Origin of the sequence: Kitasatospora sp. NPDC096140, assembly GCF_040303045.1 — a bacterium.
Taxonomy (GTDB): domain Bacteria; phylum Actinomycetota; class Actinomycetes; order Streptomycetales; family Streptomycetaceae; genus Kitasatospora.
This window is the reverse complement of sequence record NZ_JBEOUW010000011.1, coordinates 111,072-126,113: the sequence shown is the minus strand read 5'-3', so window position 1 is coordinate 126,113 and position 15,042 is coordinate 111,072. Positions and strand designations below refer to the sequence as shown.

Here is a 15,042-nt window from a genome sequence, read left to right as displayed (position 1 = left end):
ACGGGGGTGCGTGAGAAGTCGGCCGGGCCGACTTTCTGTGCAGGTGGGGCCGCGCCCCGGGGATTATGTAGACCGAGCGTCATAACTCTGGGCTCGGGGTGGGCGAGGTTGCGTGAGAAGTCGGCCGGGCCGACTTTCTGTGCGTGTGAGGCGGGGGTCCGCAGCAAATCAGTAGACCGGTCTTCATATTCGTGCCGCCGAGAGCGGGCGGCTTGCGCAGGAAGTTGGGTGGGCCGACTTTCTGTGCGCGCTGTTGAGGCCCCGGGGGCCGCTGGATTCGGGTAGATATGTAGACCGGTCGTCATATTCGCGCCCGGGATGGACGGGGGAGTAGGGGCTGGGTGGGGGCGTAGGGTCGGGGCGCGGTCGGGTTGGGTGTCGGGGACGGGGGTGGCCGGGTGGTTTCGCGGGCGCAGGCGGTGGAGGCGGGGCACCGGTGGATCAACGGGGATCTGCCGCAGGGGTCCGGGGCGCTCAGGCGGGTGTGCGCGCACGAGTTCGAGCTCGGCTGGGTGGTGTGGGCGGAGCCCGCACGGGTGGCGGTGGATCCGCGGACCGGTGAGCGGCGGGCGCCCGAGGAGGTCGGGGCAGCCTGTGCCGTGGTGGACCGGGAGAGCGGTCGGTTCACGGTGTGGCCCTCGGTGCCGGTGGACGAAGTGGTCGGGCTGTACCGGGATTACGTCGGCGCGGGCGGGTACGACCCGACCCGGCCGCCGGTGACCGGCCGGGGCGCCCGCGTCGAGCTGACGTACCGGGACGGCGCGGGCGAGGAGCGGTCGCTGGCGCTGCGCTCGGCGGCGGGCCTGCCGCATCCGGCGCTGCGCGGCTGGTGGTGGCTGCGCGAGCAGGGGGTGGCGGCCGAGGACGTGCTCGCCGTCCGGGGCGACCTGCGGCCCAGCGCCCTGCCCGGTGGCTACTGCGCCCACGCGCTGGCCGCCGAACTCCCGCACGTCCGCATGGACTTCGTGTTGTCGTACGGCCCGCGGTTCGACCACCGCGCCGCCGCCGTACGGGCGCTGCCCGCGCCCCCGGACGGGCCGGCCCGCAACCGGGTGCCCTTCCCCCGCCCGGTGCGGAACGGCAGTCCGGTGCGGAACGGTCCGGCATGCAGCGGTCCGACCGAGCCGACCGAGCCGACCGAGCCGGTCGAACCGACCGAGCCGGTCGAACTGACCGAGCCGGCCGGGCCCGACGCGGCGCTCGCCGCGCGGCTCGCGCACCGGTTCGGCCCGGCGGGCGTGCAGCGCTTCGGTGCGGCGGACGTGATGCGGGCCGAACTCCCCGGCGAGGCGGCCGCGTTGCTGCAGGCCGTGGGTGTGCCGACGGCCGTGCCGGGGTTCTTCGCGCTGCACCACCCCGGGACGGAGGCGATCGCGGACGGTACCCGCCCCGGCACCGTCCTGCCGCCGCTGGCCGCGCACCTGGCCGCGCTCGGCCGGGGAGCCCGGGTGGCGGAGCGCGAGCGGTCGGCGCTCGTCGGGCAGCTGGTGCTGGGGACGGACGGCTGGGCCGTGGTGGCGCTCGACACGGCGGACGGCGCCGTCCGGGCGGTGGACCCGGACTACGCGACCGTCCGCCACTGCAACGCGGACCTGCGCGCCTTCGTCCGCTGCCTGGAGGCGTTCGCCGGCTGGTGGCCCGCCCTGCGCGGGCTGGACCCGGTGGCCGCGGGCGAGGCGGTGGACCGCCTGCAGCGAGCCCTGGTGGAGGTGGACGGCACGGTCTTCGCCGATCCCGAGAACTGGTGGGCCGTCATCGTGGAGCAGCTGTGGGACGGCTTGCTGTGACGGGGTGCCCGGGCACCTGACGTCGCCACAGGGCCCTCGGGCGCCTCGGATCACCGGGTACGGCCGCCCCGCCCGAGGCCCCCGCGCCTGCCGGACCAGCGCGAACACCACCGCAACCCCCCTCGCCCCGGCACGGATCGCGTAGCGTGGAGACTTATGCGACTCGGTGTTCTCGACGTAGGTTCCAACACGGTCCACTTCCTCGTGGTGGACGCCCATCCGGGTGCTGCCCCGGTGCCCGCGTACTCCCACAAGGCCGAACTGCGCCTGGCCGAGCTGCTGGACGCGGACGGCGCGATAAGCGAGGCCGGCGTCGAGCGGCTGGTGGGCCACGTCGCGTCCTCGTTGCGGGTCGCCGAGGACAAGGGTGTCGTCGACATCCTGCCGTTCGCCACCTCCGCCGTGCGCGAGGCCGCCAACGGCGAGGAGGTGCTGCGCCGGGTGACCGCCGAGACCGGCGTCGAGCTGCGGGTGCTGTCCGGGCAGGACGAGGCCCGGCTCACGTTCCTGGCGGTCCGCCGCTGGTTCGGCTGGTCCTCGGGCCGACTGCTCAACCTGGACATCGGCGGCGGCTCGCTGGAGATCGCCTGCGGTCTGGACGAGCAGCCGGACGTCGCCTGCTCGCTGCCGCTGGGGGCCGGGCGGCTGACCGGACGCTGGCTGCCCGGGGACGTCGCCGACCCGGACGGGCTGCGCGAGCTCAGACGCCACATCCGGGCCGAGATGGCCACCGTCGTCGGCGAGATCTCCCGGCTCGGGCCGCCGCAGCACGCGGTCGCCACCTCCAAGACCTTCAAGCAGCTGGCCCGGATGACCGGCGCGGCCCCCGCCGACGCCGGACCGTACGCCGACCGCCGGCTCACCCGCAGCGGGCTGGCCGCCTGGCTGCCGAGGCTGGCCACGATGACCGTCGCCGAGCGCGCGCAGATCCCCGGTGTCTCCGAGGGCCGCGCCAAGCAGCTGCTGGCCGGTGCGCTGGTCGCCGACGCCGCGATGGACCTGTTCGGCCTCGAAGAGCTGGACGTCTGTCCGTGGGCGCTGCGCGAGGGCATCATCCTGCGCCGTCTGGACGCCATGGACAGCCCCACCGACCGGCGCCGACCGGAGCTCACTCCCTAGGACGGCGTCCCGTTCGGGGCGCGCTCCGCTTACGCTGTCTCCCGTGGTGCAACCAGCGGGCGAGGACGGAACGCCGGAGGATCGCGCTCCCGGGGACGGGCAGTCGCGGCCGGACGGCCCGCGCCGCCGGCTCGGCAAGGCGGTCAAGGGCGCCACCGCCGCGCAGGCCGCCAAGGCCGCCAAGGCGGCCCAGCGCACCGCGAAGAAGGCCACCGCGAAGACGTCCGCCGCGAAGAAGTCCGCCACGAAGACGTCCGCCGCGAAGAAGGACGACACCGCCGAGGGGACCGCGTCCGGCAGGACCGTGCCGAAGAACTCCACGCCGCACAGGACCGCGCCGAGGAAAGCCGAGCCGAGGAAGGCCGAGCCGAACCAGGCCGAGCCGAACCAGGCCGAGCCGAAGGCGACGGAGCGGCCGACGGGGAAGCCGAGCCGGTCCGTGACCGCAAGTCCGACCGCAACCCCGACCGCGACGGCCGCCCCCCGCAGGGCCGCCGCCAAGGCCGCACCGAAGGAGACCCGCACCGCCCGGGCCGCCGGCGCCGCCAAGGCGGCCGTCCAGTCGGTGCGCTCGGTCAAGGCCGCCCGCCGGGAGGCCGCCCGCCCGCCGCTGCTGCGCACCACCGACCGGCTGGTGCTGCCCAGGCACCCGGCCCTGCACATCCCCGACACCAAGGTGGTCCTGTCCACCGCCTCGGTGTACCCGGCGAGCACCGCCGTGGCGTTCGAGCTGGCCGCCAAGCTCGGCTACGACGGGGTCGAGGTGATGGTCTGGAACGACCCGGTCAGCCAGGACATCGAGGCCCTGCGCCGGCTCTCCGACGCCCACCGGATGCCGATCCTGGCCGTGCACGCGCCCTGCCTGCTGATCACCCAGCGGGTGTGGACCACCGACCCGTGGACCAAGCTGGTCCGGGCCCGGGCGGCGGCCGAGAAGCTCGGCGCGAGTGCCGTCGTCGTCCACCCGCCGTTCCGTTGGCAGCGGCAGTACGCCCGGGACTTCGTCCAGGGCATCAACCGGATGGCGGGCGAGACCGACGTCCGCTTCGCCGTCGAGAACATGTACCCGTGGCGCTACCGCGACCGCGAGGTGCTGGCGTACGCGCCCGGCTGGGACGTCACCGACGAGGAGTACCGGCACTTCACGATCGACCTGTCGCACGTCGCGACCTCCCGGATCGACACCTTCGCCATGGTCGAGCGGATGGGCGACCGGCTCGCCCACGTGCACCTGGCCGACGGCAGCGGATCCGGCAAGGACGAGCACCTGATCCCCGGCCGCGGCAAGCAGCCCTGCGCCGAGCTGCTGGAGCACCTCGCCCGCACCGGTTTCGACGGCCACGTGGTGCTGGAGGTCAACACCCGCCGCTCCGCGTCGCCCGCCGAACGGGAGGCCGATCTGGCCGAGGCACTGGCCTTCACCCGCTTGCACCTGGCCACCCCGTCGCACGTACGCTGAGCCCCGTGCGCCCCGCTGCGGGTGCGAACTTCCGCAAGGAGGGGGAGAGATGACGGAGGAGCAGGACTACCGTGAGGCCGCCAGGAGCTTCGGGGCGGTGGCCGCCGAGTACGACCGGGCCCGCCCTGGCTACCCCGCGGAGCTGTTCGACGCGCTGGAGCGGCTGTGGGGCCGGGGCCTCAAGGGAGCGCGGGTCCTGGACGTCGGTGCGGGCACCGGCATCGCCACCCGACTGCTGGCCGCCCGGGGCGCGGAGGTCGTCGCCGTCGAGCCCAGCTCCGGCATGGCGGCGCAGTTCCTGGCCTCCTCGCCCACGCTGCCGCTGGTCCGCGGCGGCGGGGACGACCTGCCCTTCCACGACGGTTCGGCCGACCTGATCACCTACGCGCAGGCCTTCCACTGGACGCACCCGGAGCGGGCGGTCCCGGAGGCGGTCCGGGTCCTGCGGCCGGGCGGCGCCGTCGCCGTCTGGTGGAACGTCCACGACGAGACCGTGCCGTGGGTGCGCGCCCGGGACCGGCGGATGGCCGCCGCACTGCCCGCCCGCTACCGCGGCTACGGCGGGATCAGCAGCTTCACCGGCCACTTCGAGCCGGCCGGCCTCGCGGTCGAGCGGACGGTGCTGCACTGGGAGCGCCGGGTCACCGTCGACCACGTGCTGACCGACCTCACCTCCCGCTCGTACCTGGCGTCGCTGACGCCCGAGGAACGCGCGCCGGTGCTGGCGGCCGAGCGGGAGGCCATGTTCACCGAGTTCCCGGACGGCGTCGTGGTCGAGCCGTTCGCCCTCGACCTCACCGTGGCCGTCACCCCGAGCTGACCGCACCCGCGCCGGGCCGCACCCGCGCCGGGCCGCACCCGTACACCCACCCCCACCCGCCCGTACCCGTGCACCCGCCCGCGACTCGCCGTCTGACCGCATCGCGGACGGCCCGTCGGCCGCCCGGACGGCGGGCGTAGGCTCGGTAGCCACAGCGGCCCCCGCACCCTCCCACCGGCGGGGCGCCGGCGAGAGCCCGAAGGAGTGGAGCACAGTGCCCGAGCTGAGGTCCCGTACGGTCACCCACGGTCGCAACATGGCAGGCGCCCGGGCGCTTCTCCGGGCGGCCGGCGTAGCCCGCGAGGACTTCGGCAAGCCGATCATCGCGGTCGCCAACTCCTTCACCGAGTTCGTCCCCGGCCACACCCACCTCCAGCCGGTCGGCCGGATCGTCTCCGAGGCGATCAAGCAGGCGGGCGGCATCCCGCGCGAGTTCAACACCATCGCCGTGGACGACGGCATCGCGATGGGCCACGGCGGCATGCTCTACTCGCTGCCCTCGCGCGACCTGATCGCCGACTCGGTCGAGTACATGGTCAACGCGCACTGCGCGGACGCCCTGATCTGCATCTCCAACTGCGACAAGATCACCCCGGGCATGCTGATGGCCGCGCTGCGCCTGAACATCCCGACCGTCTTCGTCTCCGGCGGCCCGATGGAGGCCGGCAAGGCCACCCTGGTCGACGGCACCGTGCGCAAGCTCGACCTGGTCGACGCGATCTCGCAGGCCGTCAACGAGAACGTCTCCGACGAGGACATCGCGATCATCGAGGAGAACGCCTGCCCGACGTGCGGCTCGTGCTCCGGCATGTTCACCGCCAACTCGATGAACTGCCTCACCGAGGCCATCGGCCTCTCGCTGCCCGGCAACGGCTCGGTGCTCGCCACCCACACCGCCCGCCGGGCGCTGTACGAGCGGGCCGGGCACAACGTCGTCGAGATCGCGAACCGCTACTACGGCGGTGACGACGCCTCCGTCCTGCCCCGCGCGATCGCCACCCGCGCCGCCTTCGAGAACGCCATGGCCCTGGACATCGCCATGGGCGGCTCGACCAACACGATCCTGCACCTGCTCGCCGCCGCCCAGGAGGCCGAGCTGGACTTCGACCAGCGGGCCATCGACGCGATCTCCCGCAAGGTGCCCTGCCTGTCCAAGGTCGCGCCGAACGGCTCGTACTACATGGAGGACGTCCACCGGGCCGGCGGCATCCCCGCGATCCTCGGCGAGCTGTACCGCGGCGGGCTGCTCAACGAGGACGTCCACACCGTCCACGCCGACTCGCTCGCCGAGTGGCTGAAGACCTGGGACGTGCGCGGCGGCTCGCCCTCCGCCGAGGCCGTCGAGCTGTGGCACGCCGCGCCCGGCTGCGTCCGCTCCGCCGAGGCCTTCTCCCAGTCCGAGCGCTGGGAGTCGCTGGACACCGACGCCGCCAAGGGCTGCATCCGCAGCGTCGAGCACGCCTACTCCGTCGAGGGCGGCCTGGCCGTGCTGTACGGCAACCTCGCCGAGGACGGCTGCATCGTGAAGACCGCCGGCGTGGACGAGTCGATCTGGACGTTCAGCGGCCCGGCCGTCGTGGTCGAGTCCCAGGACGACGCGGTCGAGGCGATCCTGGCCAAGCGGGTCAAGGAGGGCGACGTCGTCGTCATCCGCTACGAGGGCCCCAAGGGCGGCCCGGGCATGCAGGAGATGCTCTACCCGACCTCCTTCCTCAAGGGCCGCGGCCTCGGCAAGGCCTGCGCGCTGGTCACCGACGGCCGCTTCTCCGGCGGCACCTCGGGTCTGTCCATCGGCCACGCCTCCCCGGAGGCGGCCTCCGGCGGCACCATCGCCCTGGTCGAGGACGGCGACACCATCGCCATCGACATCCCCGGCCGGACGATCTCCCTGGAGGTCCCGGAGGAGGTCCTGGCCGAGCGCCGCCGCGCCCTGGAGGCCGCGGGCGGCTACCGTCCGAAGAACCGCGAGCGCCAGGTCAGCCAGGCCCTGCGCGCCTACGCCGCGATGGCCACCTCGGCCGACAAGGGCGCCGTCCGCGACGTGACCAAGCTCGGCTGAGACCGGGCAGGACCCGCCGGTACGAGGAGGAGCCGTCCCGCAGGCCGGGACGGCTCCTCCGTCGTCCGCGGCGGTCGGGTGATAATCGACGGCGTGAGCGAGCAGCCCCCCACCCCCGCCCCCGAGGCCGCCGGAGCCCCCGTGGCGGCCGCGGCCCCCAGGGCCGTCGGCGGCCCCGAGCCGGAACCGATCCGCTGGTTCGGCACCAGCTGGCTGAACCGGGACGGCGGCTACTGGCTGCGCCGGGTCGCCGTGTCCGTCGGTGCGCTGGTCTCGACGGCCGCGGTGGTGCTGCTGCTGCGCTTCGGCGTCGAGGGCATCGCCCTCTCCGACAACGGGACCTTCGTCAACGGGCTGATGACCGTCGCCATCGCGGTCTGCTCGATGATGTCCGTTCGGCGCACCTGGAAGCTGCTCACCGAGGGCAAGGACCAGCTGACCGGCTGGATGGCCGAGGACAAGTCGCTCGGCGCGGTCTGGCTCATCGGCAGCGCCGGCGCCCTGGCCGCCTACTTCGCCCGCAGCCTGGTCGAGGCGCCCGGCGAGGCGGTGCAGCGCGCCTCCTACCAGCGGGCCGTGGCCCGGTACGAGAAGCGCCGGGCCGGCCGTAGCGGCCGGCCCTCAGACGCGCCGCCGAGCCGGGCCAAGCGCAAGCGCTGACGCGGCCCGGCTGCGCCCCGGCCGGGGTTCAGCTGCGGCTCGCCGTCCCGCACTGCTCGTTCGGCGCGATGTCCTTGCTCCGGTCGTACGGGTCGCTGGTCGGTCCGGTCGGTGCCGGGTCGTGATCGGCGAACTGCTGGAACTGCGGGTGCAGGAAGCCGTCGTAGATGTCGCAGGAGCTGTTGCCCACGTCGGACTGCGTCTTGGCGAAGACCAGCTTCTTCGCGTCGACCTTGTAGCGCTTCGGGTCGTAGAAGCGGAAGTCGTCGACCTTGCGGACGATCGTGCGGGCCGTCCAGGTGCTGCCCGTGTTGTCGGCGGCCGGGACGACCAGGCCGACGGGCTTGGCGGTGCCGGTCGGGGCGGTGCCGGGCGGCGTGGCGCCCTGCGTGCGGCGGCGGGCCGAGGCCAGCTTCTCCGCGTCGGGGCCCGGCTGCAGCGGGTAGACGAAGGTGAAGTCGGTGTGCACCAGCACGCCCCCGTCACCGTCCCCCTCGATGCTCATCCGGCCCTGGACCTTGACGGTGCCGCCGACCAGGGCCGCCTCGCGCGGGTCGAAGCGGGTGAACCAGTCCGTCGGGTCGGTGTCCTTGCCGGGGTGGTCGAGGGCGGCGACGGCGGAGGCCCGCTCCTCGTGGTCGAGCATCGCCAGGGCGGCCTCCGGGCGGGCGCCGGCGATCACCTGGGGGTCGAGGTCGGCGGCCGTCAGGTAGGCCTTGACCGACTGGAGCTGGGCGGCGACCTCGTCGGCGGAGAAGACGCCGATGGCCTTGGCGTCGGGCAGCACGAAGGCCTCCGCGCCGTTCGGCCAGCCCTCGGCGGGGGAGCCCTTCCACGGGTGGTCGACGGTCGGCGTGTCGTCGGGGGCGGTCGGCGGCGCCGAGGTCGGCCTGGCTGTCTCCGGGGCGACGGTCGGCACCGGTCCGGCCGAGGACGAGTTGCCCCCGTAATGGTCGGAGTACCAGCGGCGCAGCCCGTCGATGTTCAGTGCCGCGAGCAGGACGGCGACGGTCAGCACGACGTAGAGCGGCGTGCGCCACTGCGGTCGGCGGCGCGGGCGCGGGTTGCCCCAGGGGTCGAGCGCCGGCTGCTTCGGCTTGCGGCCGAAACGGCGCGCGGGCGCCGGGCCGTCGTTGACCGAGCGGCGGCCGCCCGGGTCGACCGGCGGGGTGTGCTTCCACCGGGCGGCCAGCATGCGGGTGCGCCCGCTCTGCTCGGCGACGGTGGCGTTGCGGACGAACTCCTCGTCCAGGACGAGGTCGGCGAACGGGTCCTTCGCACCCGTTCCGGACGGGTCGGACCCGCCCGGCTCGTCGCCCCTGGTGGGGCGCGGTTCCGGATCTTCGGCTATCGGCATCGCGCCAGTATGACGACGGGGGGTGACGATGCGTCGATCGGGGGCACACCGGGTGGTGAACGCGTGCGCACCGGGTGGTGGTTCAGCCCGTTTCGCCCGGGTTCACCCCGGCCTGCCCGGAACCGCGCCGGGCGTCAGTCCTTGCCCCGGGCCTGCTTGACCGAGCCCACCACCCCGGCGATCGCCAGCAGGATGCCGGCCGGTAGCAGCGAGATGAAGAAGGCGCCGAACAGGCCGGCGTCGCCGAGGAACAGCTGCGCCAGGGTGTTCAGGACGAGCAGCCCGCCGGCCGCCGGGAGCGCCGACTGCCACGGGTGGTCGTTCGCCCAGCGGCGCAGTCGTCGGTCGGCGGTGTCGCGGCGCAGTTGCCCGCCGACGGTGCCGACCAGGAAGAAGAAGAACAGGGCCCAGCCGGCCGGTCCGGCCAGCATGCTCAGCGACCAGTTCCCGGAGATCGCCTCGATCCCCAGGGATGTCGCCCCCACCACCGCACCGACCCCCGCGGCCGTCCGCCACGGGCCCACGGTCGCCGAGGCGACGGCGAGTTGCCGGTTCTCACGTCGGGACATTTCGTCGTGTGCCATGGTTCAACGGTGCGCCCGCCCGGCCCCGGAGGCCATAGGGGAACCCCCTGGTTTTCTCCCTAGGGGCGCACGGGCGGTGGGCCCCCGCCGCCCTTCCCTCATCCCGCCCGGCCCGGCCGCGCACCCCGCCCGGCCCGGCCGCGCACCCCGCCAGGGCCCCGCCGCCCACCCCGCCCCGAACCGGGCGACCACGGACCGGACGGTCCCGCCGGGCCCCGCCGCGCGGTGCGAGGATGGCCGCAGTACCGAGGCAAGGAGCGGACCATGGGCAGCAGCGCAGCACACGGACAGAAGATCGCCTTCCTGGGCACCGGCAAGATCGGCGAGGCCCTGCTCTCCGGTCTGCTGCGGGCCGGCAAGAGCCCCGCGGACGTCCTGGTGACCGCCCGCCGCCCCGAGCGCGCGGCCGAACTCGCCGCCCGGTACGGGGTGGTGGCCGTCTCCAACGCCGAGGCCGCCAAGCTCGCCGACACCCTGATCCTCGCGGTCAAGCCGCAGGACATGGGCACCCTGCTGGAGGAGCTGGCCCCGCACGTCGGCGCGGACCGGCTGGTGATCTCGGCCGCGGCCGGCGTTCCGACCGCCTGGTTCGAGGAGCGGCTCGCCGCCGGGACCCCGGTGGTCCGGGTGATGCCCAACACGCCGGTCCTGGTGGACGAGGGGATGAGCGTCATCTCCGGCGGCTCGCACGCCACCGAGGAGCACCTGGCGCGCACCGAGGAGATCTTCAGCTCGGTAGGCAAGGCGCTGCGGCTGCCCGAGTCCCAGCAGGACGCGGCCACCGCGCTCTCCGGCTCGGGCCCGGCCTACTTCTACTTCCTGGTCGAGGCGATGACCGACGCCGGCATCCTGCTCGGCCTGCCCCGCCAGGTGGCGCACGACCTGATCGTGCAGTCCGCGATCGGCGCCTCGGTGATGCTGCGGGACTCCGGCGAGCACCCGGTGAAGCTGCGTGAGGCGGTCACCTCCCCGGCCGGCACCACGATCTCGGCCATCCGCGAGCTGGAGAACCACGGCGTGCGGGCCGCGCTGCTGGCCGCGCTGGAGGCGGCCCGGGACCGCTCCCGGGAGCTGGCCTCCGGCGGGAAGTAGTACGCCCGGACCCTGCGCGACCCCTCCCGCAATCGCGGCGCACCGCCTACGCTCTCGCCAACATCGTCCTACCGGCCGGTAGCGAGGATGCCAGGAGGCCCGTGTGGAGGTCCGTATGAGTGCCGCGCCGTCCGACGTCCCGCCCGGCCTGAGGGTCGGGCGGGCCGCGCTCGCCGTCAGCTTCCTGCTGCAGGGCACCACCTTCGCGCTGCTGGTCACCTGCATCCCGGAGATCCAGCACCGGTACGGGCTGAGCGACGGGCTGCTGCCGGTCTTCCTGGCGGCCGTGCCGATCCTGGCCGGGGTCGGCTCGATCACCTCCGAGCAGTTGGTGAAGCGCACCGGCGCGCGGGCAGTGCTGAGAGTGGTCCAGCCGGCCGTCTGCCTGAGTCTGGCGGCCGTCGGGCTCGGCGACGCACTGTGGCAACTCGCCCTCGCCCTGGGGGCGTTCGGGCTGCTGGTGGGGGCGCTGGACGCCAGTATGAACATGCTCGGGGTGGGCCTGCAGCACCGCTACGGCCGCTCGATCATGATCGGCTTCCATGCCGCGTTCAGCCTGGGCGGCATCGTCGGCGCCGTCCTGGCGGGCCTCGGTTCGCACTACGACCTGGGGCTGCCGGTGCTGTTCGGCTCGGCCGCCGCGGTGGTCGCCCCGCTCGCGGTGGTCACCGGCACGCGCTTCGCCGGCCCGGCCGAACTCGGTGACGCCGTCCGGGAGGCCGCCGAGGCCGCCGCCCGGTCCGTCCCCTGGCGGCCGCTGCTGCCGCTCTGCCTGGCGATGGCCTTCGCGTACATCGCCGACGCCTCGGTCTCCAACTACAGCGTCAAGTACCTCACCGACGGCCTGGGCAGCCGGGAGGACCTCGCCAAGCTCTCCTATCTCGGCTACATGGTCGCGATGCTGCTCGGCCGCGCGGCGGGCGACCGTGCGGTGCAGCGCTTCGGCGCCGTCCCGGTGGTCCGGGGCGGTGCGGCGCTGGCCGCGCTCGGGTTCGGGCTGGCGGCGGTCGCGCCCGCCCCCTGGGCGGGGATCGCCGCCTTCACCCTGCTCGGCTTCGGCATCTGCGCGATCATCCCGCAGGTCTTCGCGGCGGGCGGCCGGCTCTTCCCGGCCGACTCGGACGCCGCGGTGGCCCGGCTCAACCTCTTCAACTACGTGGGGTTCCTGCTCGGTTCGCCGCTGGTCGGGGCGATCGCCGACGCGAGTTCGTACCGCTGGGCCCTGCTCGCCCCGATGCTGCTGGTGCTCGCCGTGCTGCCGCTGGCCGACCGTTTCGCCCCGGCGCCGGTGTTGGCCCCCGCCCCCGCCGGGTGAGGGCGGGAGCGGGGGCGACGGGGCGGCGGTCGCACCCGCCGGACGAGGTCGGCCGGGATCAGCCGAGGATCGTGGTCTCCGTCCCGGTCACGCCGTAGGGCCAGCCCTGGTCCTTGGCCGAGGTGGTGCCGCCGACCTGGCCGAACTCGTAGTAGACGTACGGCGCCCAGTTCACCGTGTACGGCGTGGTGGCGCTCCACGGCGGGGTGTCGGAGATCTTCACGGTGAGCGTGACGGTCTTGGTGGCGCCCGGTGCGATCGGCGCGTCGAAGTGGAAGTTGGCGCTGTTCCCGTTGATCACGCAGTCGACGGTGTCGCCGGTGCAGCCGGTGACGGTGAAGGCGCCGGCCTGCGAGTTGGCCGGCCAGGTCGGCTGGACGGCCTCGTAGGCGAAGTAGATGTCGCTGGTCTCGGTATTGGTGAGCGACAGCGTCAGGGTCAGCTGGTCGCCGGCCTTCGCGGTCGACCTGTCGACGGCGAAGGCGGTCCCGCTGACCGCGGCGGAGGCCGGCTGGGCGGCGAAGAGCAGGCCAAGTCCCAGTATTGCAGCGAGAATTACCCCAAGGCGTTGCACGCTGAATGGCTTCATGGCGGAGAGGATATGGAGGCGCGGAGCGTTTGTCTGTACCGCCTCAACAAAGCACCTCCACGACTGCCGCACAGCGGCACCACAACTGCCGTAGCCCGGCCGCGCAACCGGAGCCCCGCCGCCGCCCCGGCGCGCCCTGACGGCGGCCCGCCCGCCGCCACCCGCTACGGTGGAGGCCATGCCCGAAGCCGAGCGTGACACCCCCTGCGGCCTGCACCTCTTCTGGGACGAGGCCGTCACCGCCTACGACTTCGGCCCCGGCCACCCGATGGACCCGACCCGGCTGGCCCTCACCATGCGCCTGGTCGAGGCGCTCGGGCTGAACGGCGGCCCCGGGGTGAGCGTCCGGTCCGCACCGCCCGCCGGCGAGTCCACCCTGCAGCTGGTGCACACCCGGGAGTACGTCGAGGCGGTCAAGCACGCCGCCGCCCACCCCGAGCTGACCGACACCCGGCACGGCCTCGGCACCGACGACAACTGGGCCTTCCCCGCGGTCCACACGGCCTCCGCGCTGATCGCCGGCCAGTCGGTGGCCGCCGCCGAGGCGGTCTGGCGCGGCGAGACCCCGCACGCCGTCAACTTCGCCGGCGGGCTGCACCACGCGATGCCCGGCAAGGCCTCCGGCTTCTGCGTCTACAACGACCCCGCGCTGGCCATCGCCCGGCTGCTCGAACTCGGTGCCGAGCGGGTCGCCTACGTCGACGTGGACGTCCACCACGGCGACGGCGTCCAGGAGGCCTTCTGGAACGACCCCCGGGTGCTCACCGTCTCCCTGCACGAGCACCCCGCCACGCTCTTCCCGCAGACCGGCTGGCCGATGGAGACCGGCGGCCCGGACGCCCCCGGCTCCGCCGCCAACCTGCCGCTGCCAGCCGGCACCGGCGACACCGGCTGGCTGCGCGCCTTCCACGCCCTGGTGCCCGAGCTGCTCGACGCCTTCCGGCCGCAGGTCCTGGTCACCCAGCACGGCGCGGACACCCATCTGGAGGACCCGCTCGCCCACCTCGCCGTCACCGTGGACGCCCAGCGGCTGATCGCGGAGGAACTGCACGAGCTCGCCCACCGGCACGCCGACGGCCGCTGGGTGGCCACCGGAGGGGGCGGCTACGCGGTGGTCGACGTCGTCCCGCGCACCTGGACCCACCTGGTCGCCACCGCCGCCGGACGGCCCGTCGACCCGGCCACCGAGACCCCCGAGTCCTGGCGCGCCGAGGTCTACCGCCGCACCCGCCGCCCGGCCCCGCTGCGGATGACCGACGGCGCCCGCCCGGCCTGGCGCGACTTCGACGCGGGTTACGATCCGGCCGACCGGCTCGATCAGGCCATTCTTGCCAGCCGCCGTGCGGTGTTCCCCCACCACGGCCTCCTGGCCTGAACCCGGCGCCCCGGCCGGGCGCCCGCGGGGCACCGGCCGGGCCGTGCGTACGCGGGGCGGTCCGATCCGCCGATCGGCTACGTACTGCAACAGTCCTATCTCTCACCGTACGAGGACTGCACCTCCCCTCTTCCCACTGGTACCACGCATAACTACTCTGGGGATACACGTGTGCCGGTGGAGTCACCGGAGGGGAAGCCGGTGCCTTGCACACGGGTAAGGGTCGGGTGATGGTCATGAGTTCCGTGGAGCGTCCCCTGCAGGAAGTCGTCTTCCTGACCGTGGCGGAGGTCGCCGCGGTCATGCGGGTGTCCAAGATGACGGTGTACCGCCTGGTGCACAGCGGCGAGCTGCCGGCCATCCGGGTCGGACGGTCCTTCCGGGTGCCCCAGCAGGCGGTGCACGAGTACCTCAAGGAGTCGTACGTGCGGCTTGAGAGCGCGTAGCACCGGGCCGGCGGGGCCGGATCCGCAGCCGCGGATCCGGCTCCGTTCGCCCCGGATTTCCCGCGAGTTTCCCGGTTGCCGGGAGTGCGATTTACAGCCCCGGCCACGCGGACGGTAGGCTAGGCCCTCACGTCAGTCGTATGGACTCCGTCTCTCACGGACGAGAGTCTCAGTGAGCGAGGGTTGTTCCGTGGGCTCTGTCATCAAGAAGCGTCGCAAGCGTATGGCCAAGAAGAAGCACCGCAAGCTTCTGAAGCGGACCCGCGTTCAGCGTCGCAACAAGAAGTAAGCGCCCCCGGCCGCGCCCAGCGCGCCCAGCGCTTCCACCGCCCGCCCAGGCCCTCGCGGCCCGGGCGGGCGGTGTCGTTTCACGGCCCGGC

14 protein-coding genes are annotated in these 15,042 nt (G+C 73.8%); 11 read left to right on the top strand and 3 right to left on the bottom strand.

Annotated elements, in window-relative coordinates:
• The first annotated feature begins 398 nt into the window (after positions 1-398).
• From ABT048_RS14145 to ABT048_RS14120, 6 genes are all read left to right on the top strand, one after another.
• Entirely contained in the window at positions 399-1,787 is a 1,389-nt protein-coding gene (locus ABT048_RS14145; RefSeq protein WP_502894006.1) for an SUKH-4 family immunity protein, read from the top strand.
• A 156-nt stretch (positions 1,788-1,943) separates the two neighbouring features.
• Positions 1,944-2,906 carry a Ppx/GppA family phosphatase gene (locus ABT048_RS14140; protein WP_350521627.1) on the top strand — a complete coding sequence of 321 codons (963 nt, stop codon included), beginning with the start codon at positions 1,944-1,946 and terminating at the stop codon, positions 2,904-2,906.
• A 655-nt stretch (positions 2,907-3,561) separates the two neighbouring features.
• Entirely contained in the window at positions 3,562-4,365 is an 804-nt protein-coding gene (locus ABT048_RS14135) for a sugar phosphate isomerase/epimerase family protein (protein ID WP_350521735.1), read from the top strand.
• Between the two features lie 49 nt (positions 4,366-4,414).
• On the top strand, positions 4,415-5,185 hold the full coding sequence (locus tag ABT048_RS14130; protein WP_350521626.1) for a class I SAM-dependent methyltransferase: 771 nt from the start codon (positions 4,415-4,417) through the stop codon (positions 5,183-5,185).
• Between the two features lie 214 nt (positions 5,186-5,399).
• Positions 5,400-7,244: a dihydroxy-acid dehydratase gene (ilvD, locus tag ABT048_RS14125; RefSeq protein ID WP_350521625.1), complete on the top strand. Its 1,845-nt coding sequence runs from the start codon at positions 5,400-5,402 to the stop codon at positions 7,242-7,244.
• Between the two features lie 93 nt (positions 7,245-7,337).
• Complete coding sequence (locus ABT048_RS14120; RefSeq protein ID WP_350521624.1) at positions 7,338-7,904, top strand: hypothetical protein; 567 nt, start codon at positions 7,338-7,340, stop codon at positions 7,902-7,904.
• Between the two features lie 28 nt (positions 7,905-7,932).
• Here ABT048_RS14120 and ABT048_RS14115 read toward each other — a convergent pair whose 3' ends face one another.
• Together ABT048_RS14115 and ABT048_RS14110 are read right to left on the bottom strand one after the other, a co-directional pair.
• Positions 7,933-9,261 carry an SCO2583/SCO2584 N-terminal domain-containing protein gene (locus ABT048_RS14115; protein ID WP_350521623.1) on the bottom strand — a complete coding sequence of 443 codons (1,329 nt, stop codon included), beginning with the start codon at positions 9,259-9,261 and terminating at the stop codon, positions 7,933-7,935.
• 134 nt (positions 9,262-9,395) lie between these two features.
• Positions 9,396-9,845, bottom strand: a complete 450-nt coding sequence (locus tag ABT048_RS14110) for a hypothetical protein (RefSeq protein WP_350521622.1) — start codon at positions 9,843-9,845, stop codon at positions 9,396-9,398.
• A 264-nt stretch (positions 9,846-10,109) separates the two neighbouring features.
• Between ABT048_RS14110 and proC the strand changes: the two genes are divergently transcribed.
• Both proC and ABT048_RS14100 read left to right on the top strand, forming a co-directional pair.
• On the top strand, positions 10,110-10,937 hold the full coding sequence (gene proC / locus ABT048_RS14105) for a pyrroline-5-carboxylate reductase (protein ID WP_350521621.1): 828 nt from the start codon (positions 10,110-10,112) through the stop codon (positions 10,935-10,937).
• A 115-nt stretch (positions 10,938-11,052) separates the two neighbouring features.
• Positions 11,053-12,252 carry an MFS transporter gene (locus ABT048_RS14100; RefSeq protein WP_350521620.1) on the top strand — a complete coding sequence of 400 codons (1,200 nt, stop codon included), beginning with the start codon at positions 11,053-11,055 and terminating at the stop codon, positions 12,250-12,252.
• A gap of 58 nt (positions 12,253-12,310) precedes the next feature.
• Here the strand turns inward: ABT048_RS14100 and ABT048_RS14095 are convergent, their stop codons facing one another.
• Positions 12,311-12,841, bottom strand: coding sequence for a hypothetical protein (locus ABT048_RS14095; RefSeq protein WP_350521619.1), 531 nt, complete (start codon positions 12,839-12,841; stop codon positions 12,311-12,313).
• Positions 12,842-13,019: 178 nt separating this feature from the next.
• Here ABT048_RS14095 and ABT048_RS14090 point away from each other — a divergent pair, with 178 nt between their 5' ends.
• The 3 genes from ABT048_RS14090 (at position 13,020) to ABT048_RS14080 (ending at position 14,951) form a co-directional block, all read left to right on the top strand.
• Positions 13,020-14,216 carry an acetoin utilization protein AcuC gene (locus tag ABT048_RS14090; RefSeq protein WP_350521618.1) on the top strand — a complete coding sequence of 399 codons (1,197 nt, stop codon included), beginning with the start codon at positions 13,020-13,022 and terminating at the stop codon, positions 14,214-14,216.
• A 236-nt stretch (positions 14,217-14,452) separates the two neighbouring features.
• Entirely contained in the window at positions 14,453-14,662 is a 210-nt protein-coding gene (locus ABT048_RS14085; RefSeq protein ID WP_045699258.1) for a helix-turn-helix domain-containing protein, read from the top strand.
• A 172-nt stretch (positions 14,663-14,834) separates the two neighbouring features.
• The gene (locus ABT048_RS14080) at positions 14,835-14,951 is read left to right on the top strand and encodes a 30S ribosomal protein bS22 (protein ID WP_425311139.1); all 117 of its coding nucleotides are present in this window, start codon (positions 14,835-14,837) and stop codon (positions 14,949-14,951) included.
• The last annotated feature ends 91 nt before the right edge of the window (positions 14,952-15,042 follow it).